We start from the raw sequence: 18,026 nt of genomic DNA, 5'->3' as shown, positions 1-18,026 counted from the left end.
ACGAATCTTTTCTAGGGCAATACGAAAATTTATTCTTAAATCTAATTCTTGATGAGTGTTAACAGCTCTTTAAAGATTTTGTTGTTCACTATGCCTCTACGATTTTGTGAGGCGTATATCAGTATGCAGTCGTTTTTGAGTTATTCATTGTGATCAAACAAAGTTTTAATACGAGACAAACAGCTTTATCAGTGATGCACGAAGAATCCGCGTCAAGCGAGCTCGCAATTTTTGACGCCTTGGCAGAAGGGGTTCTTGTCCGTCAAAATAATGAGATTGTATTTTGTAATACTCAACTCCTAAACATGCTGAGGTTTGATGGCAGCAAAAATGACTTCCTTTCGCAGCCACTTGCTTCATGGGTTCATGAAGATGATCTTGATACGCTTAGAACCTATCATTATTCACGCACAATGGGTGAGGATGTACCTGTAAATTATACATTCCGTGTAATGCGTGCGGACGGCGAAAAACGGGTTTTTAGCTGCCGAGCAAGTGTCGGGACCTGGCTGGGGTCGAAGGCAAGCATTGCATGCTTGTTTGATATCACGGATCAATTAGAGGCAGAGCGTGAGCGTGAATATTCGCAGCAGATTTTTCACAATGTTTTTAGGCTTACCCCTGAGGTTATGGTAATTGCCGAAATTGCCAGTGAAAAAATTATAGATATTAACCCTGCGTTTTTAAATATATTTGGCGCTCGACGGGATGATGTTGTTGGAAAAAAAGCAACAGACCTGGATATTTGGGCAGACCCAACCTTTTATGAAAGATTTGTAAAAGAGCTTAAAATTACTAGCTCCATTACGGATATGCCCGTAATCATGAGAACACGGGGCAATATTGTCAGGCATTTCAAGTTTTTTGCCCAAACAATTACAAGCACCAAAAAACCTGCGATGCTCATTGTTGGCCGCGATGTTACGGAAGATATTGCTCAAGCAGAAGAACTTCAAAAAAACAGGGATATTGCGGAATTAGCGAATAGAACCAAGTCAGAATTTTTGGCCAATATGAGCCATGAACTGCGCACTCCCCTTAATGCTATACTTGGGTTCGCCGAGATTATTAAGGATGAAATTCTAGGGCCTGTTGGCATTGACAAGTACAAAGAATATGCAGGGGATGTCTATAATAGTGGCACTCATCTGCTTTCTATAATTAATGATATTCTTGATCTTTCAAAGGTTGAAGCCGGTAAGTTGCAGGCTCATTTGGTTTGGATTGATCCTTTAGAAAGTATGGAGATTTGCCTAAACCTTGTCAAACAGCGTGCTATTGAGTCCTCGGTGAATTTGGTAGAAAATATTGATAAGGATATTCTGCTTGAGGCTGATGAGAAACTGGTTCGACAGATTTGCTTAAATTTACTAACAAACGCCGTTAAATTTACACCCGCTGGTGGGGAAGTTTCCTTGTCGCTCAAAAAGCTGGATAACGGTGAACTCTGTATTTCTGTGAAGGATACTGGGGTTGGTATGACGCCAGCAGAGATTAAGGTTGCCAAAAGGCCGTTTGGGCAAATTCAATCCAGCATAAGCCGCGACAAGGATGGCGTAGGACTAGGATTGCCTTTAGTATCCTCGTTTGCGGACAAACTTCATGCACAGTTTACTCTCGAGAGCGAACCTGGTGTAGGAACCACGGCGTCAGTTATTTTCCCTGAATTCAAAGTCCGTAGCAAGACTGAACAACGTAAAAAAGAGCGCTAAAAGCATATTTAGCACCGCGTTTACAAGTTGTTTTATAGTGCGCGCCAGCCGATATCTTTTCTGTAAAAACCATCTTGCCATTCAATGGCTTCTACTGCTTTATAGGCATTATCTTTGGCTTCTTTTACCGTTTTCCCTAGCGCCGCCACATTCAAAACGCGGCCACCATTCGCTAGTATTTGGCCGCCTTCCTTGCGGGTTCCAGCCTGGAAAACATTGGTTTTCTCAAGTGCATTCGCGGCTTCGATATTCTTGATGACACTACCCTTCTCGTAGCTACCGGGGTATCCTTTGGCAGCCATCACAACAGTGAGTGCCGCGTCAGAAGTCCATTTGGGGGTGATCCCGTCCAAGTTGCCTTCTGCAGTTGCCATTAGTACGGGCAGTATATCACTCTCTAGGCGTGTCATGAGCACTTGACACTCTGGGTCGCCAAATCGGCAGTTATATTCGATAAGTTCAGGCCCTTTATCAGTTATCATCAATCCTGCAAAAAGCACGCCTTTGTAGGGCGCACCCATATCTTTCAAGGCTTGTACAGTTGGTTTGATAATTTCGTTAATTGTACGATCGCACATTTCATCTGTCATAACGGGTGCTGGTGAATATGCTCCCATGCCGCCGGTGTTTGGCCCTGTGTCACCGTCTCCAACGCGCTTATGATCTTGAGCGGTCGCGAGTGGAAGGATGTTTTCACCGTCTATGAATGCAAAAAAGCTTGCTTCTTCACCCTCAAGAAATGCTTCGATAACAACTTCTGCACCAGCGTCGCCAAAAGACCCTGCAAACATATCATTCACAGCATCAATCGCTTCTTTTTCTGACATTGCGACAATAACCCCTTTGCCTGCGGCTAAACCATCTGCCTTGATGACAATAGGGGCACCGTTCTTTTTTATGTACGCGACGGCGTCTTCTGAATTTTGAAATTTTTGATAAGCAGCCGTTGGGATATTATATTTGGCACAGATATCCTTAGTGAAACCCTTTGATCCTTCAAGTTGGGATGCAAATTTATTTGGTCCGAATGAGGATATCCCCGCTTTGTCTAAATCATCGACAAGTCCATTCACAAGTGGTGCTTCAGGGCCCACAACAACCAGATCAATTTTGTTGGTTTGGCAAAAACTAATAACGGCTTCATGGTCAGAACTATCCAGGTTCACACAGCTGGCGACATCCTCTATTCCGCCGTTTCCTGGTGCACAATATAGTTTTGTGAGAAGTGGACTTTGTTGAATTTTCCAGCATAGTGCATGTTCACGACCACCAGATCCGATCACCAGAATATTCATCTTTAAAGTCCCTTTGTATTCAGGTTTCTATGGCTTGAGATATACGATATTGGCTCATCATCATAGAAGATTGCTTGAAGAAGGCTTCCTTGTATCATAGGTTCATATTCGCTCAAGGCTGAAATTAAGTTTCAGCGTCACAAGCGGCGTTATTTTCCAGAAAAGGCCCGGTATGATTACTGACAGTGAGAATATGAAGCAAACCAATGCGAATATTGCAGAATATACTGTTTCTGAGATATCAGGCGCGTTAAAGCGAACCGTTGAAGACCGTTTTGGTTACGTGAGAGTAAGAGCGGAGTTGTCAGGGGTAAAACGTGTTTCATCCGGGCACTGTTATTTTGCTCTCAAGGATGAAAGTTCCGTCTTGGATGGTGTTATGTGGCGGGGGAATGTTTCTCGGCTTTCCTTTGTCCCAGAAGATGGCCTTGAGGTTGTTTGTAGCGGCAAGCTGACAACATATGCTGCCCGATCCAAATATCAGATGGTTGTCGATGCTATGGAACCGGCTGGTGCTGGCGCCCTAATGGCACTGTTGGAAGAACGTAAACAGAAGCTTGCTTCGGAAGGTTTGTTTGATCCGTCGAGGAAAGTTCCTATCCCGTTTTTACCACGTAAGATAGGTGTTGTAACGTCGCCCACAGGTGCGGTTATTCGTGATATCCTACACCGCCTGTCAGACAGGTTTCCTTCAAATGTTATGGTGTGGCCCGTTTTGGTGCAAGGTGAAGGGGCGGCCGAACAAGTTTCTCAAGCGATCGCGGGCTTTAATGCCATGGAAAATGGGCGGCCCGATTTGCTGATTGTAGCACGCGGAGGTGGCTCAATCGAAGATCTTTGGTCTTTTAACGAAGAGGTGGTGGTTCGCGCTGTTGCGGCAAGCCAAATTCCCTTGATTTCGGCCGTGGGGCATGAAACTGATACAACTCTTATTGACTATGCGGCTGATTTAAGGGCCCCTACGCCGACAGCAGCTGCTGAAAAGGCGGTTCCGGTTAAAGTGGATTTGGAATTTAGCCTGACGGATTTAGGGCGCCGCTTATCTGTTCAAAAAACAAAAATGTTAGAAGACCGCAAGCAGGCGATAGTTGCGTTAGCAAGGGCTTTGCCTAAGCCAAAAGATATCCTTGGCATGAACAGTCAAAAACTTGATGATTTATCAGAGCGGTTGCCAATGGCCTTGCTGAATTCAACGCGACAAAAGTCTATTCTATTGGGGCGTTTATCCGGCAGTCTAAGTTCTGGGAAGTTACAGCAGGCGGCCCGGTTTAACCGTGAACGATTACTGTCTGCATCTTCTCGCTTACGGCCTATATCCGCGCGATTGTTGACGGAGAAAAAAGACCGAATATTGGTTGCTGCAAGGATGCTTGCGAGTTTATCGTATCAAAACGTGTTGAACCGTGGTTTTGCAATGGTCAAAAACGATTCGGGTAATATTGTGAAAACCCATGAAGGCCTTAAAATTGGGGACAAAGGTGAAATTGTATTCGCGTCGGGATCTGTTGCTTTTGAGACCAGTAGCGGAATGAATGAAGCAACTGCGAATATGCCGAAACGCACTTCGGAAAAGCCAAGGCCTAAAAAACCAAATAAGGTAAATTCAAAGGTTGATACAAATCAGGGATCTTTATTTTAGAATCAGGAGCCATATTCGTGTCATGTTTTAGTGTTGAAGTCGTATCATTATGATTAAATTGCTCAAAGAAGCTAAAGTACTGGTGATCGCCGTTTCAATCTGTCTTTGTATGCCGGAAGCGGTGAATGCAGTTGATCTGAAAGGTAGTCTGGTCCAAGGAGGACTGGTTTGGGGAAAAGTCGAAGCTGGTACAAAAATCAGCCTCGATGGCAATCCGATTAAAGTCGGGGACAAGGGGCATTTTGTATTTGGATTTGGTAGAGACGCCAAAAACATCGCAAATTTAAAGGTGGAACACCCTGATGGCCGTGAAGAAAATATATCGCTGTCAATTAAAGCGCGGAAGTTTAATATCGAGCGTGTTAATGGGCTGCCTTCTAAAACTGTGACCCCTCCACCTGAATGGTCTGCCAGGAGAAAGCTTGAAACAGGCCGGGTAAGGGCAGCGAGGTCCTACAATACTGATGACCTTAATTGGGCATGGGGTTTCGAAAAACCCGCGGAAGGTCGGTTCTCCGGCTTCTATGGTAGCCAAAGGATTTTGAATGGAAAGCCAAGAAGCCCGCACTATGGGCTAGATATTGCTGCGAAAACTGGAACTCCTATCTATGCGCCTGCGGGGGGCACTATTCGGCTTGCTGCACCTGACTTTCTCTTGGAAGGGGGAATCGTAATCATTGATCATGGTTTTGGTGTTACTTCAACTCTATTTCATATGGATAGTGTTAATGTTTCAGAAGGAACTCGTGTAGTAAAAGGTGACTTAATCGGTACAATAGGCGCCAAGGGGCGCGCGAGTGGCCCCCATGTGGATTGGCGAATAAACTGGAAATCTGTTCGGTTAGATCCTGGTCTTTTGATTGGCCTTGAAGAATAAATGTGAAGATACAATCGGGAAAACTATGATGATGAAAGCAATTTTGGCTGGGGCAGCAGTATTTGCGATTATTGAGCCTGTTTATGCTCAAGAAGATGTTCCAGAAATTGAGATAACAGGATATGTGGGAGGTGTTTCAGACTATCGGGATCGGGGTCTATCTCTTTCAGACCAAGATCCGACGCTTGTTGCTGCCGTTACGCTTAATCATAAAAGTGGATTTTATATTGGTACACAGGGTGCTTTGATCGATGATCAATTTGACCGAGATACACAATTAGAGTTCTACGCAGGATACAAATTTGAAAGCAATGGATTTGAGTATGATGTTTCTGCTGAGTTAGATAGCTTTTTTGGTGGGAATGGAGATGAGTATTTCCCGGAATTCAAAGCGTCTATTGCTCGCGATTTTGGTATCGCATATTTGAAATCTGGATTGGCCTATGCACCAGAAGGGCGCTGGAACACTCCTGGTATCGATAGCTTATACTGGTCTACCAACCTTGAATTGCCAGTTCCAACCTTGCCGGCGCTAACCATTATCTCTCGATTGGGTTATGATATTCGTCAGAATAGAAGTGATATCTGGGATTGGTCCGCAGGATTATCAGCGTTTGTGGGTGATGTTGAATTTAGTTTGGTATACGAAGACAGCACTCTCGACCAAGATATTGCGGATGATGCCCTGGTATTGGGAGTTCGTTTGTTTTTCTAGGACTGTGTGTCGTAGAGGATATCGTGGCTGTTTTGAGGCTAGATGGTGTTATGCGCGATTGATGTATCGCCCTCGATGATTGTTCTCTCAGCCGGGAAGCACAAAGTAACCTCTGTTCCCTTTCCTGGTTCTGATTTGATTTGCATGCTACCGCCGTGTTGCTCAATCAGTTGTTCAACAAGCGGTAGTCCAAGCCCAGTTCCTTGATTTTGCCGGGTAAAGGCGTTTCCCGCTTGCCCAAAAGGTTGAAGAGCACGCTCCAAGTCTGCGTCTGACATGCCAATACCATTATCCTTTACAGAAATACAAATATTGTTCTGAAGGCTCAGGGTAGACGATACAATTATGAGGCCGTTTTGAGGCGTGAATTTTACAGCATTTGAAAGCAAGTTAAGCAAAATTTGTTTGGTAATTCTTGGGTCACAGTAGAGATATTCAATTTGGTTATCTTGTTCTAATGAGAGGTGAATATTTTTTTCATCAACCTTGTCAGTGATTAGATTAACGGCGTCTTCGACAATGTCAGCTATGAATACTTCTTCTTCAGCAAGTGAGAGCTTGCCAGCCTCCACTTTGGATAGATCGAGAATATCATTAATGATAGATAGCAAGTGACTACCACTTTCATATATGTGGTCAGAATATTCCGAATATTTTTCTGAACCCAGGGGGCCGTAGATTTCTTTCTTGAACATCTCTGAGAAACCAAGAATTGCGTTCAGCGGTGTTCTTAATTCATGGCTCATACTGGCCAGAAATTCTGATTTCGCTCGGTTGGCATCCTCCGCTTCACGAGAACTTATTTCCAATGATTTGGCATATTTTCGCTGATTTATGATAGCAAACGATGAAATTAGTATGATGACAATACTGCCTGTAATAGCGAGGCCCAGGAAGGCATTCTCTGAACTTTTCAGCTCTCTTTCGGCTTCTTGGCGTGCGCGAATATTGTCGAGACTGGCGTTTAGGCCGCGAATACTATTTTGTAGGTTTTGTGTTGCGAACTGTCGGTCTTTACTTCTGACCTTGTTAAGTTGGTCAAACGCATCTTGGTATTGACCTTGTGCATACAAGATATTTGCGCGAGCAAAGTTGCGATCATTCTCTACATACCCAGTATTTTCACGCTCATAGCCATCGTATTCTTTTGAAAAAGTTTTATTGAGAAACTCTTGAGCTTTTTCTGCGTCACCAAGTTTTGCATAAGATTCAGCGAGGAGAAAAAACAGGTTTAGATTGAAGTACAGGTTTTCTGGAAATTCTTCTGTTGCACGTTTGGCGTTTTCGATCGCCTGATAATATAAACCTTGTTCTCGAGCATTAAAGGCAAGGCCATAAAACACGTAGTATTGGTTGCTGGGATTATTGTTGCGGTAAGTGATTTTTTGCATGGCCAAGAAGGCATCTTCTGATAGGCGATATTCTTGTGCTCTTAAGAGTGTTCTAGCCAATGTGTAGAGTGTGACTTCCCTATCGTATAAGGCGTCATACTCATCTGCATACATGATCCCTTTTGATACATATTCCAGCGTTTTTTCGATATCGTTAATTGATTGATAGATATATGATAAACTGGCGTAACTGTTCATCACCATAAGGTGCTCAATGCTATTTTGAGCCTTCTGCTCAACCCGTTCCGTCATTCGAGCCAGACCTTCGGTATAATAGCCTAAATCGGGGGCCAATACGGCTAACAGATTGTCTGCAAGGTGACTGGAAATTGGCGTGTTGCTATCGTCGGCAAGGTTTTTGAGGTCTGTTATTTCTTGGTAGGAGTCCGCAACCTTACCCTCGAGCGATTGTTGATAGGCAACGCTAATTCTTGCAAGCAGTTCAAACTCGGGATTGCCCGTTTCTTCGCCAATGCCTTTAAGTTTATCAGCTAAATCAAATTTGAGCCCTTTGTCGTCATTATCGAGCAATAGGTTCAGCATTGTAAAATAATGCCACCCTTTTTTCTCCAGGTCATTTTCACTAGCAATAGTTTTAAGCATTGCCTCGCGTATATACCCAATATCCAAATGATCATGACTGTCTAGAGTTTCGATAGCTTTTCGCGCAGTGTCTTTCTGAACGTCAGTAATCAGGCGAGTCTCTTGCGCTTTGCTAGGGTAGCCGTGAAAAATATTAGCAACCGTTAGGGATAAAAAAATTAAAATAATATGGGATACACGACGCATTAAAATCTTTTACCTTAGCAACTTATCATCTTCGAGCGCGCTCTCGCTTATCGAATTTTGCACAGGCTATAGGATAAAAGTTTCTAAAGTCTTGTTATGTTGAAATTTTATGTATTTCGTTGACGCCATTGGATCAATGCAGGTGAAACACGCTCCATAACTTGATCCATAAGGTTTGGGCAACTTGCTACGATATGATTATGTAAGGGCTTACTTCTGTTGAAAACAAGTTTATCGCCGTCACCTGTTGTTAAAAGACCCCCGGCTTCACGGATGATTAAATCGGCGGCTGCGACATCCCAGTCATTTTTAGGGCGTAAGGTAACACAGCAATCAAATTGTCCGTCAGCGACTTGGCAAATCCTGAGCGCGATGGAGTTTGCTTGTTCGCAATACATTGTTTGCGGCCATGAACACGGCCAGAAGTTATTTATTTTGAAAGCACTAGGGTCGCCCATCATCCTTGATAATGAAAGGTCGTTTTGGTGTGAGGTTACAACAGGGATATTATTCTTAGTAACGCCTTTGCTATGCTCAGCAAAATAAAAGGCATTTTTTACTGGTGCGTAAAAGGCTGCGATCACGGGTTTGGTGTCTTGAACGAGCGCAACGGATATGCCCCAGTCATCACCTCCTTTTAGGAAAGCCTTTGTACCATCGATTGGATCGACTATCCATATGCGGCCACATTTTAGCCTTTCAGGTTGGTCTTCTGTCTCTTCAGAGAGCCATCCATATCCATGGCGATTTTGCATTAAGGTTGTGCGTAAAAACTCATCGACAGCTAAATCGGCTTCGGATACCGGATTATCAGGTGATTTTTCCCAAGTATGAACATCCCTTGCAAAGTAAGACAGGGCTATTCTTCCCGCTTCTTTGGTGACTTTGCGGACCAATTTTGCATCCTCGCCTAAATCCCACGGGCAACAATCATCATCTAACAGATGATCATTATTGGCAGTTTTTTCAGGTGTTGACACGTTTTTTGCTTTCGCTTTTATAAGGCAATTCTTATGCGCCTGCGATCATCATTCCATCAATACGAACCGTTGGCGCGTTGCTTCCATATGTGAAACTAAGGTCCGATGCTGGCACAAGAGTCTTGAACATTTCCTTAAGATTACCTGCAATGGTAATTTCACTAACGCTATCTGCTATCTGTCCATCCTTGATAAGAAATCCCGCGGCGCCTCTACTATAGTCACCAGTAACGGGATTGACCCCCATACCGATTAATTCGGTTACATATATACCATCCTGAATATCAGCTATCAGGTCCTGAGGGGAAATACTGCCGGGCGCCATATATAGATTACTTGTTGTTATTCCGGGCGTCGACGTACTGGAACGACTGGCATGCCCTGTTACCTCCAGACCTAATTGTTTCGCGGTCGCGCTATTGAGCATCCAGGTTTTCAAGGTGCCGTTTTCAACCAGGTTGCATTTACGAACCTTCACGCCTTCGCCGTCAAATAATCGAGATTTTAATCCCCGCGTCATAAGAGGGTCATCGATGATAGAAATCTCTTTCCCGAATATTTCTTCGTTCAGCATATCTTTCAAGAAGCTTGTGCCTCTTGCGATGCTGCTACCGTTAATTGCCCCAGAAAAATGGCCTAAAAGGGTGTTTGAAACACGCGGTGCAAACACAATTGGTTTAGTGCCGCTTTCGATCTTTATTGGATTTAGGCGCGTCGCGGCCCGACCGCCTGCGGTTTGTCCAACAATCTGTGGGTCTTTTAGGTCGCTAAAGTGCCGGGCACTCGTGAAATCATAATCCCGCTCCATTCCGGTTCCTTCACCAGCAATCGCCGAGACGGAGACCGAGAAGCTGCTGCCACGCGAATACCCTGTGAAACCATGTGAGGTTAAAAGAGTAATACCATATCTACTGGCACTCGCGCTCGCACCATCTGAATTTGTAACCCCGGAAACTGATCTTGCAGCAGTCTCGGCGGTGGCAGCCAGCTCAGCCAGTTTGCTAACGGATACTGTTGTATCATCATAAAGATCAAGGTCGGCAAAGTCACCTTTGTGAAGGGCGTCTTCTGGTGCCAAACCACAATATTCATCTTCTGGAACAGCTTTTGCCATTTCAATGGTGCGACTTACCAGTTCGTTAAGGTTATCACTTGAACGATTACTCGTTGATACAATAGCCTGTTTTTGGCCGATCATGACCCGCAAGCCAATGTCTTCGATCTCTGAACTGTCAGTGTCTTCTAGCCTGCCATCGCGCCAAGAAATCCCCTTGGAGTGCGCGTCTATTGCAACGGCGTCAGCATTATCAGCTCCGGCATTTAGGGCTCTGTCAACAAGGTATTCAAGGATATCAAGTGAGTTTATCGAGACAGTATCTGATGGCATAGGGTGTCCTAGCGTAAAGTTTATTTTCGCCAATAAGCCACATAATTTTGCAGTGTTCAACTGAGATTATAAATTTCATACGTTTGTTTGTAATGGCTAAATTGGGTTCAAAAACTATAACGCTGAAAATGGAATTATAAATTGCGTTTCGTGTCATTGAGCTTTTAGGAGCCCACCAAGGTTCTCCTGGACTGATAGGTGATTGCAAATAACATATAGATACTCAGTAGCTAATAATTATTGGACTGCCTCGGAATAAGATGGAAAGCCTTTTGGCGACCATTTAGATAGTAGAAATCGCTTCCACTAAAAAAGCCATCTTCCTCCAGCATAATCCTTATTTCTTGATCGTTCCATTCAGGAATTTTCTGGAGTGTTGATAATTCAATTGACCACGCAGTATTATCGTTAATCGGATAGTCACCACGGTCTTTTACCCCTCCTTGTTGGTCCCATAACCCAATTGTGGCGCCTGCCGCGTGGCCATGATAGCCAATAGGATGCGTGTAAATACTTGGGTTTATTCCTTCCGCTAGCGCTTTTTGCCTTGCCAGTTTTAGCGCTTCGTTGCCGCTACGACCTGATTTAAAGAAACTTACCAAAATATCCTGTAATTGATTACCCTTTCTAAGGGCGTTTTTTAAACCTGCTGGAGTGTCTGTTTCACCGTCCCTTAGAATGTAAGCATGTTGCTGCGTATCTGTATTCAGGCCCAGGTAGGTAATGCCAAAATCGACATGGATTAAATCACCCTTTTGAAGCGTATTTTGATTGGTGCCAGAGAAGAGCTCGGTAAATTTTTGATCCCCTGATAATGATTTGGCGCGCTGGATAGATACTGAAGGATGAAACCAGGTTTGTAATTTTAGAGAACGAATTTTATCGCGGTACCACCATGAAACATCTGAGGCCGTTGTTTTACCGGGGATTATCACTTTTTCGGATAAGCCTTCTGCAATGATTGCATGTGCAATCTGCACAATATTGCCGTATCGTTCCATTTCTGATGGTATTCTGGTTTCCAGCCAGCTAATGGCTAATGCATCATGGTTTGACACCCTGGCCTTATATTGATCAGGCAGACTAGCCATGAACTCAGAATATTGAGAGTGGCTGATGCCGTCTGCTAGGGCAAATGTTTTTGAACTGTTGACGGCGATTGTTTTTGGATCGCGTTCTTTGACTAAATCCGCCAGTCGTTTCCACTGATTGGGTTCTTCTTCAGAGTCCCATTTCGCAGGGAATAAATCTTCGCCGCCTATCCCTTTTAGGGCATAACGACTGATCGCAAAGCGTTCAACGCCGCCATTTTCTGAGCCGCGATCATGAAAAACTAATACTGTTCTTCTTCTGGACGCAAACCATGTCGCTGGTAGCATAGTTGATAAGACAGGATCTTCATTATATTCCCGGGAAATTAATACCCACATATCAACATTGTTTTGACGCATTATTCTGGGAATGATGGTGTTTAATCTTTGATTTAGCCACTCATCCTCGATTGCTGCGCGTTCTTGCATCGATAATATCTTGGGATAAGCAAAATCAGCGGATTTTTGAGCTGCAACATTCGATGAAATCAATGCTTTGAGTAGAATGAATAAAGGTATTGTTGGTTTCATGATTTATTCAACTATAGGCAATGACTAAGCCGGAAATGCTTGCAACGAGCAGGGTTAGTATCGTTAGCATCGTTCCAATGGCGCGAAAAATTGATTTACCTTCTGGGGTAAAGCCCAAGCCGTAGCCGTGCGCTATGCGGGCAATAACAAATGTAACACCAAGCCCGAGCACGAGGGCTGAATTTGCACCAGAATATTCTAAAAGGCCTATGAGGATGAGAACAACAGGGGCATATTCAATAAGATTACCATGAGCCCTGATCGCGCATTCAAGCTCGTTGCTGTCGCCGGACCCCAGGTTCGTTTTTGTCTTAATGCGCCAGCGACCGACATTGAATGTAAGCAAAGCAAGTAAAATACCGATGATGCTCGATGTGATAAGTGTAATGCCCATGACAAATCCCCTCTTTAATTCCCACTTATAATATTCTATTGATTTTATTAGTAATGATAGACGGTAAGTCTGAATCTTTTTTGCGTCAAGGAAAGCCTATGGCTGAGTGGAGAAACAGATCTTTAGTAGTGAAAGAGCGTTTTCAGGATTGGGATATCTTTCATAAGTCTGTCGTTTTGTTTTTTGTTTTGATCTTTTCCGCTGCCCTTGCTCGAGGTGTCTTTGTGGTGGAGGGTGGTACTTATCTTGTTACCGAGGAACGTATTGTTTCTTTTGATGCCGAGCAGATATATCCATGGATTGCCGAGAGTGAAAACAGGGCACGATGGCAGGCCCAAGTGACGGAATTTTTAAAATTTAGCGGAACAGATTATGAACTTGGCTCAACGAGAAGAGCCTATTATCGACGTGACGGCGAGGAATGGTTTGCCTTTGAGCAAACAAATGAAATCGAAGCGAACAGGAAGTATAAAACAGTTCAGCAGGATGATGTTCAATTTGAGGCCCGCTCATTGGAAGTAACAATTGAGCCTATGGGAAATTGTTCTAGTAAGGTTGTGATGACTGAGGTGATATTCCCAAATCAATATAGCGATCGTTATTGGGCCTTTCTTGATAAAGGCGCTAAATCGGAGCGACTGAAAGTATCACTGGCTGCTTTGGATCGTTGGCTGAATACAGCCGATTTAAAGTGTTCACCTAATTAATATAGGTGGTGCTAATATTTATGGATTGGTAACATCATAGTCGGTGAATTCCCATTCATCGACGGTTTCCATTTCGGCTAGAAAAAGGTTTTCTGCTGCTACAACGGCTTCTTCTTCGCTATTTGCTTCAACTTCTGTAACCCAGTAAAATGTTCCGCGGTTCAGACTTGCTTGCATTGTAACTTTTTGACGCGGCATCTTGGCCGATCTCCCGATTGGTATATAGCGATTGATAAATATTCTGTGCTGGTAATTGAGCGTCATGGACGCTCAATGTCAAGGTTCAAAATTCTAAAAAAGCGAATCAAGGAATTACAGCGAACGCCCGATAAGTTCTTTCATGATCTCAGATGTTCCGCCATATATACGTTGAACCCGAGAATCAGTATAGTGATGACTGATTTCATATTCTGCCATAAATCCGTAGCCACCATGGAATTGCAGACATTGGTCAACGACACGGCCTTGCATTTCGCTACACCATAATTTGGACATGGCACCGCCTACAGCGTCTAATTCTCCTTTAATATGTCTCGAAAGGCACTGATCAACGAATGCCCATCCAACTTCGATTTCAGTTTTCATCTCTGCCATTTTAAAGCGGGTATTTTGAAAGTTTGCGATTGGGCGACCGAACGCCTTGCGCTCTTTGATATATTGATTGGTAATATCAAAAGCACGCTGTGCCCCCGCCATGGCTATTATACCGATTGATAATCTCTCTTGGGGCAGTTCTTTCATTAAATACATGAAGCCCGCATTTTCGTGCCCGATTAAATTCTCCTGAGGAACTCTTACATTGTCAAAAAACAATTCAGATGTGTCTGAAGAATGTTGGCCGATTTTTTCAAGGTTGCGCCCTCGTTGAAAGCCGGCCCTGTCCGCCTCAACTATAATGAGGCTGGTTCCTTTCGCCCCCTCGCTTGGGTCTGTCTTAGCAACAACAATAACAAAGTCACAGTTTTGACCATTAGAGATGAATGTCTTGGAGCCATTTATCACATATTCATCGCCGTCTTTGACGGCTGTAGTCCTGACAGATTGTAAATCACTTCCGGTGCCTGGTTCGGTCATGGCAATTGCGCCTACCATCTCTCCAGTAACCATTTTGGGTAGGAATTTTGATTTAATCTCTTCTGTTCCATAGTGAAGAAGATATGGAGCTACAATGTCTGAATGTACTGCTAGGGCTGCACCGCCAGCACGGTTATATATTTGCTCTTCGTTGATTATGCAGTTCATACGATAGTCTGCACCAATACCACCGTACTCCTCTGGGAGCCCAGGACAGAGAATTCCAGCTTCGCCAGCTTTGTTCCAGAACTCACGGTCTACTATGCCGTTTTTGCTCCATTTTTCAGCGTGAGGAACTGCTTCGTTTACAAAAAACTTTCTAACGGAATCTCTGAAAATATGATGTTCTTCATCATATACGGCGCGCTTTGCCAGCATAATCACTCTCCCATGAATAAACTTCCCAGGTGATGATGCAAAGCGTTTCAGGTTAAGTCAACATAAATAGACCCGGCAGTCTATTTATGTTTTGTCTATTGACGAATTTAACTATTGTTGGAACGGCGACTACGGCGGTATTCACGGATGATTTCATTCATTTGTTGTTCAAGTGAAATACGATCTTCGTGAAGATTGGCGGTATCATCCGAGAATCGAGCAGATTGCTCTTTGGTCATATACGGCCGCAGTTTAACAATCCAATTGTCCATACATGTAAGATAATCAGTAACTTTACTGGAATAGCTTACAACAGCGTTTCTGGCTGTACGGATATCATCGGCAGTAAGTTGCTGAGATGTTTTTGGCAGATTTGGTTTATCTTGAGGAGGTTCTCCACAGTCCGCAGCCATAAGAGGCGAGGAGCCCACTATAGAAATCGCTAGAAGCGGTGCGGTGAATTTTCTCATATCTAAATCCATTTCGATTTCGCGTATCAATTACCCATAAATAGTATGGTATTATGCCGTAGAATTGCAAGAGAAGCCATATTGCTCTCTTGCAATTACACAGTTTTTATTTCTTTGTGGTTGCCTTTTTAGCGGGCGCTTTCTTTGCAGTGCTCGACTTGGCTGCTGTTTTTGCGGTAGTTGTTTTCTTGGCAGTAGCTTTCGTAGGGGCTTTTTTCGTCGGTGCCTTTTTCGCAGCAGGTTTTTTAGCCGTTGCCTTTTTTGGGGCTGCTGTCTTCGCTGATGCTTTGGCAGCCTGCTCTGCAGATTCATCTGATTCAGCCGTTTTTGTATCAGCGACAGATTGCTCATCGGCTGCGGCTTTTTCTGCTTCTGCTTGTGCTTTGGCAATTTCTGCTTGGCGTTGACGAATAGCTTCATCTTCAGCTTTTGCGTGCTCCGGGAAGAGTTGACGATAAAGAGCATTAATGCGACCTGCGACGTCACTGAGTGCTTGGGCTATACCCTTCAGGTTATAAGCAATACCACGATAGTAGAAAATGTTGGTTTCCGGGTGATAAGCTCTGTAAATGCTTTTCTCGGTTACACTTTCATGGATTGTTCTTGGATCGCCTACAAAATCAAAAACAACTTGTGCATTCTTGGTAGACGAAATCCATTCCTCAAATTTTTCATCAGAACGTTCCCATAATTCGCTAAGTCTGCGGTCATTTAAAGGATGCTTTTCTGGAAGTTGTAATGTTTTACGCAATGACTCGCCCCGAGCACGTGCACGTGCGCGCGTCGGCCACAGAAGCGCTGCGATTTGGGAAACAGGGATGAGAACCATTTGGCCACCATATAGCACTCCGCCTGTGGATTGATTGACCATCGCCTGATTGAATAGATCAAAAGAAGTTTGAACATGTAGGCAATGATTGCGAAGTTCGTGAATATAAATCGCTAAAGTATTATTATCCATAATGGTACTCTCAGGTTCCTTGTCTGTTGACAGTTCTTATTATTCGAAGGCTGATGTCATCCTGCAAGCGCACGTTGGCACCAGAGCCTATCTTTACAGAGCGAGCGTTACCACAGGGTCGAGCCATATACCAGCAACTTGTTGTAAGGATATCGTCATATCTAAGCTCTTATGTGGATTTTTGCAAAATACAGCAGAAAGCCCACTAATTCATGGAATCCTTGATTAATTCAAAATTGAACTAGTTGTTAACATACTGATAACTTCTAGGCCCTTGATTTATATTGATATTTTAGGCTATTATGTGCGCGGGTAAAAGTTGGATGTAATGTAATGACAGAAACTTCGGTTAATTCTGGAGGGCAGATACTGTCAGCTGGTTCGCGTACGCGAAGTGTCAGCTCATTTTCTCCTGCGCAACGTTCACAACAATTAAGCGACCGAGAATCAGGTTTTGGACCAGTTCTTCAAGATTCTCAGTTTTTGAATACGGGTGCCCTTGATAATAATGTTGCAACATTGCGTGATGCCCCCATCCCTGGTGGGAGCGCGCTTCTGTCAACGCCTGTGTTGTTTGCGCTTGCAGAAACTCGCACTCAGGAAGCAGAGGCGGCTCGCACTTTTCCCGCGCCTTCAAATATCGAGCGAGCGATAGGTAGTTATACAAATACTGCGTCGAGCATTAGAGAAACCATTATCGGTCGCAACTCAATTGTCAGATAACGGGTAACGGTTGGCCGATTTGTTAATTATTAAAATTTGCAAGTCTGTTTGTTAAAACGCGCAACCATTTTTCAACCCTGTCCTTATGATCGTCCGGTGTACTGTTACCAATGGGTTGATAAGTGTATATCGCAATATCTGTTGCTTGGTTAGGGGCTTCAGTTAATTTAATACTGACAATTGCAGGATAGGGACGCCCGGGCGATCGCTCCAGAAACTCGAATTGATTATTTGTCGGGTCAAATGACCTTAGTCTTACTAGTGGGTTATTGTCCGCATAATCTGCTAAATTCAAACGAATAGACCGGATATTGGAAAGAAATCTGGCAGCAATATTGTTCGGATTTGCGTTCGGACACGTTGATTTGTTGCAGAGAAGGTATCCATTCTCGTTGGTCGAGAAAGTGAGCTGTGCAAAATTTGTCGGCTCTAAAGTACCGTCGTTTGAGCCAAATAGCGACTGACCTGAGCCGGTCAGGGCAAAGATGTACCCTAACGCACCCAAGAGAACAACGCCGCCGCAAACCCAGAATATGTAGCCTCTTATTCGTTCGAGCACAGCGGCATCCTCTATTCAGTTTTAGCCCAGAATGCTTCCGAGCTGCATTGCAAGGCTCATATCGCCCTCAACTTTGATTTTGCCAGTCATGAACGCCATTTGTGGGTTCAGGTCACCCTCTGCAATTTTGATGAAGTTCTCCATGGAAACCTTAACTGTGCAATCTGCGTCGCTATTTTCGTTGTCAACTACGGTAGGAGAAGCCTTGCCGTCCACTCGTACAACGCCATCATCGCCAAAATCGAACTTAATGATTGCAGAAATAGGGGAGTGTGCGCCAACGCGTGACCGCATTTCGTTAGTGATTTTTTCAAGTGTCATAGTTTTCTCCATAAGTTGACAGTCGACTCATT

The 18,026-nt window shown here is 44.0% G+C and carries 18 protein-coding genes; 6 read left to right on the top strand and 12 right to left on the bottom strand.

The genetic code is table 11. The features are described from left to right. The first annotated feature begins 194 nt into the window (after positions 1-194). Entirely contained in the window at positions 195-1,712 is a 1,518-nt protein-coding gene (locus KFF44_RS13905; RefSeq protein ID WP_255935228.1) for a PAS domain-containing sensor histidine kinase, read from the top strand. 32 nt (positions 1,713-1,744) lie between these two features. Here the strand turns inward: KFF44_RS13905 and purD are convergent, their stop codons facing one another. After that, positions 1,745-3,007 carry a phosphoribosylamine--glycine ligase gene (gene purD / locus KFF44_RS13900; protein ID WP_255935226.1) on the bottom strand — a complete coding sequence of 421 codons (1,263 nt, stop codon included), beginning with the start codon at positions 3,005-3,007 and terminating at the stop codon, positions 1,745-1,747. A 172-nt stretch (positions 3,008-3,179) separates the two neighbouring features. Between purD and xseA the strand changes: the two genes are divergently transcribed. Genes xseA through KFF44_RS13885 form a run of 3 tightly spaced genes read left to right on the top strand, consistent with a single transcriptional unit; the run spans position 3,180 to position 6,238 of the window. Then, complete coding sequence (gene xseA / locus KFF44_RS13895; protein WP_255935225.1) at positions 3,180-4,646, top strand: exodeoxyribonuclease VII large subunit; 1,467 nt, start codon at positions 3,180-3,182, stop codon at positions 4,644-4,646. Positions 4,647-4,695: 49 nt separating this feature from the next. Further along, the gene (locus tag KFF44_RS13890) at positions 4,696-5,523 is read left to right on the top strand and encodes a M23 family metallopeptidase (RefSeq protein WP_255935223.1); all 828 of its coding nucleotides are present in this window, start codon (positions 4,696-4,698) and stop codon (positions 5,521-5,523) included. Between the two features lie 25 nt (positions 5,524-5,548). Continuing rightward, positions 5,549-6,238 (top strand): TorF family putative porin, encoded by a 690-nt coding sequence (locus tag KFF44_RS13885; protein ID WP_255935221.1) that lies wholly within the window; start codon positions 5,549-5,551, stop codon positions 6,236-6,238. A 38-nt stretch (positions 6,239-6,276) separates the two neighbouring features. On the opposite strand, the gene KFF44_RS13880 is transcribed toward KFF44_RS13885, so the two are convergent. The 5 genes from KFF44_RS13880 to KFF44_RS13860 all read right to left on the bottom strand — a co-directional run bounded on the left by KFF44_RS13880 (position 6,277) and on the right by KFF44_RS13860 (position 12,801). After that, entirely contained in the window at positions 6,277-8,418 is a 2,142-nt protein-coding gene (locus KFF44_RS13880) for an ATP-binding protein (RefSeq protein WP_255935219.1), read from the bottom strand. A 107-nt stretch (positions 8,419-8,525) separates the two neighbouring features. Beyond that, the gene (locus KFF44_RS13875; protein ID WP_255935217.1) at positions 8,526-9,398 is read right to left on the bottom strand and encodes a 3'(2'),5'-bisphosphate nucleotidase CysQ; all 873 of its coding nucleotides are present in this window, start codon (positions 9,396-9,398) and stop codon (positions 8,526-8,528) included. A 31-nt stretch (positions 9,399-9,429) separates the two neighbouring features. Further along, entirely contained in the window at positions 9,430-10,785 is a 1,356-nt protein-coding gene (locus KFF44_RS13870) for a TldD/PmbA family protein (RefSeq protein WP_255935215.1), read from the bottom strand. A gap of 230 nt (positions 10,786-11,015) precedes the next feature. Continuing rightward, positions 11,016-12,407, bottom strand: coding sequence for a M24 family metallopeptidase (locus KFF44_RS13865; RefSeq protein ID WP_255935213.1), 1,392 nt, complete (start codon positions 12,405-12,407; stop codon positions 11,016-11,018). Between the two features lie 7 nt (positions 12,408-12,414). After that, positions 12,415-12,801, bottom strand: a complete 387-nt coding sequence (locus tag KFF44_RS13860; protein ID WP_255935211.1) for an MAPEG family protein — start codon at positions 12,799-12,801, stop codon at positions 12,415-12,417. A gap of 53 nt (positions 12,802-12,854) precedes the next feature. Here KFF44_RS13860 and KFF44_RS13855 point away from each other — a divergent pair, with 53 nt between their 5' ends. Next, complete coding sequence (locus KFF44_RS13855) at positions 12,855-13,508, top strand: hypothetical protein (RefSeq protein ID WP_255935210.1); 654 nt, start codon at positions 12,855-12,857, stop codon at positions 13,506-13,508. 18 nt (positions 13,509-13,526) lie between these two features. Here the strand turns inward: KFF44_RS13855 and KFF44_RS13850 are convergent, their stop codons facing one another. The 4 genes from KFF44_RS13850 to KFF44_RS13835 form a co-directional block, all read right to left on the bottom strand. After that, a complete protein-coding gene (locus KFF44_RS13850; protein WP_255935209.1) occupies positions 13,527-13,706 on the bottom strand; it encodes a hypothetical protein in 180 nt (59 codons plus the stop codon). A gap of 114 nt (positions 13,707-13,820) precedes the next feature. Further along, complete coding sequence (locus KFF44_RS13845) at positions 13,821-14,957, bottom strand: acyl-CoA dehydrogenase family protein (protein WP_370691170.1); 1,137 nt, start codon at positions 14,955-14,957, stop codon at positions 13,821-13,823. 110 nt (positions 14,958-15,067) lie between these two features. Beyond that, positions 15,068-15,430, bottom strand: coding sequence for a hypothetical protein (locus KFF44_RS13840; RefSeq protein WP_255935205.1), 363 nt, complete (start codon positions 15,428-15,430; stop codon positions 15,068-15,070). 106 nt (positions 15,431-15,536) lie between these two features. Further along, positions 15,537-16,391: a hypothetical protein gene (locus KFF44_RS13835; protein WP_255935203.1), complete on the bottom strand. Its 855-nt coding sequence runs from the start codon at positions 16,389-16,391 to the stop codon at positions 15,537-15,539. Between the two features lie 333 nt (positions 16,392-16,724). Between KFF44_RS13835 and KFF44_RS13830 the strand changes: the two genes are divergently transcribed. After that, positions 16,725-17,114, top strand: coding sequence for a hypothetical protein (locus tag KFF44_RS13830; protein ID WP_255935201.1), 390 nt, complete (start codon positions 16,725-16,727; stop codon positions 17,112-17,114). A gap of 22 nt (positions 17,115-17,136) precedes the next feature. Here the strand turns inward: KFF44_RS13830 and KFF44_RS13825 are convergent, their stop codons facing one another. Beyond that, positions 17,137-17,673, bottom strand: coding sequence for a hypothetical protein (locus KFF44_RS13825; protein ID WP_255935200.1), 537 nt, complete (start codon positions 17,671-17,673; stop codon positions 17,137-17,139). A 21-nt stretch (positions 17,674-17,694) separates the two neighbouring features. Beyond that, positions 17,695-17,994 carry an SCP2 sterol-binding domain-containing protein gene (locus KFF44_RS13820; RefSeq protein WP_255935199.1) on the bottom strand — a complete coding sequence of 100 codons (300 nt, stop codon included), beginning with the start codon at positions 17,992-17,994 and terminating at the stop codon, positions 17,695-17,697. Positions 17,995-18,026: the final 32 nt, after the last annotated feature.

The organism is Kordiimonas sp. SCSIO 12610 (assembly GCF_024398015.1).
GTDB lineage: Bacteria > Pseudomonadota > Alphaproteobacteria > Sphingomonadales > Kordiimonadaceae > CANLMI01.
The sequence above is the reverse complement of the archived record's forward strand: the minus strand, read 5'-3'. Positions and strand labels throughout refer to the sequence as shown.

Bases quoted from the DNA above. Each gene is read 5' to 3' on its own strand.
- KFF44_RS13905 (WP_255935228.1), top strand. From the start codon at position 195: ATGCACGAAGAATCCGCGTCAAGCGAGCTCGCAATTTTTGACGCCTTG.
- purD (WP_255935226.1), bottom strand. From the start codon at position 3,007: ATGAATATTCTGGTGATCGGATCTGGTGGTCGTGAACATGCACTATGC.
- xseA (WP_255935225.1), top strand. From the start codon at position 3,180: ATGATTACTGACAGTGAGAATATGAAGCAAACCAATGCGAATATTGCA.
- KFF44_RS13890 (WP_255935223.1), top strand. From the start codon at position 4,696: ATGATTAAATTGCTCAAAGAAGCTAAAGTACTGGTGATCGCCGTTTCA.
- KFF44_RS13885 (WP_255935221.1), top strand. From the start codon at position 5,549: ATGATGATGAAAGCAATTTTGGCTGGGGCAGCAGTATTTGCGATTATT.
- KFF44_RS13880 (WP_255935219.1), bottom strand. From the start codon at position 8,418: ATGCGTCGTGTATCCCATATTATTTTAATTTTTTTATCCCTAACGGTT.
- KFF44_RS13870 (WP_255935215.1), bottom strand. From the start codon at position 10,785: ATGCCATCAGATACTGTCTCGATAAACTCACTTGATATCCTTGAATAC.
- KFF44_RS13865 (WP_255935213.1), bottom strand. From the start codon at position 12,407: ATGAAACCAACAATACCTTTATTCATTCTACTCAAAGCATTGATTTCA.
- KFF44_RS13860 (WP_255935211.1), bottom strand. From the start codon at position 12,801: ATGGGCATTACACTTATCACATCGAGCATCATCGGTATTTTACTTGCT.
- KFF44_RS13855 (WP_255935210.1), top strand. From the start codon at position 12,855: ATGATAGACGGTAAGTCTGAATCTTTTTTGCGTCAAGGAAAGCCTATG.
- KFF44_RS13850 (WP_255935209.1), bottom strand. From the start codon at position 13,706: ATGCCGCGTCAAAAAGTTACAATGCAAGCAAGTCTGAACCGCGGAACA.
- KFF44_RS13840 (WP_255935205.1), bottom strand. From the start codon at position 15,430: ATGAGAAAATTCACCGCACCGCTTCTAGCGATTTCTATAGTGGGCTCC.
- KFF44_RS13835 (WP_255935203.1), bottom strand. From the start codon at position 16,391: ATGGATAATAATACTTTAGCGATTTATATTCACGAACTTCGCAATCAT.
- KFF44_RS13830 (WP_255935201.1), top strand. From the start codon at position 16,725: ATGACAGAAACTTCGGTTAATTCTGGAGGGCAGATACTGTCAGCTGGT.
- KFF44_RS13820 (WP_255935199.1), bottom strand. From the start codon at position 17,994: ATGACACTTGAAAAAATCACTAACGAAATGCGGTCACGCGTTGGCGCA.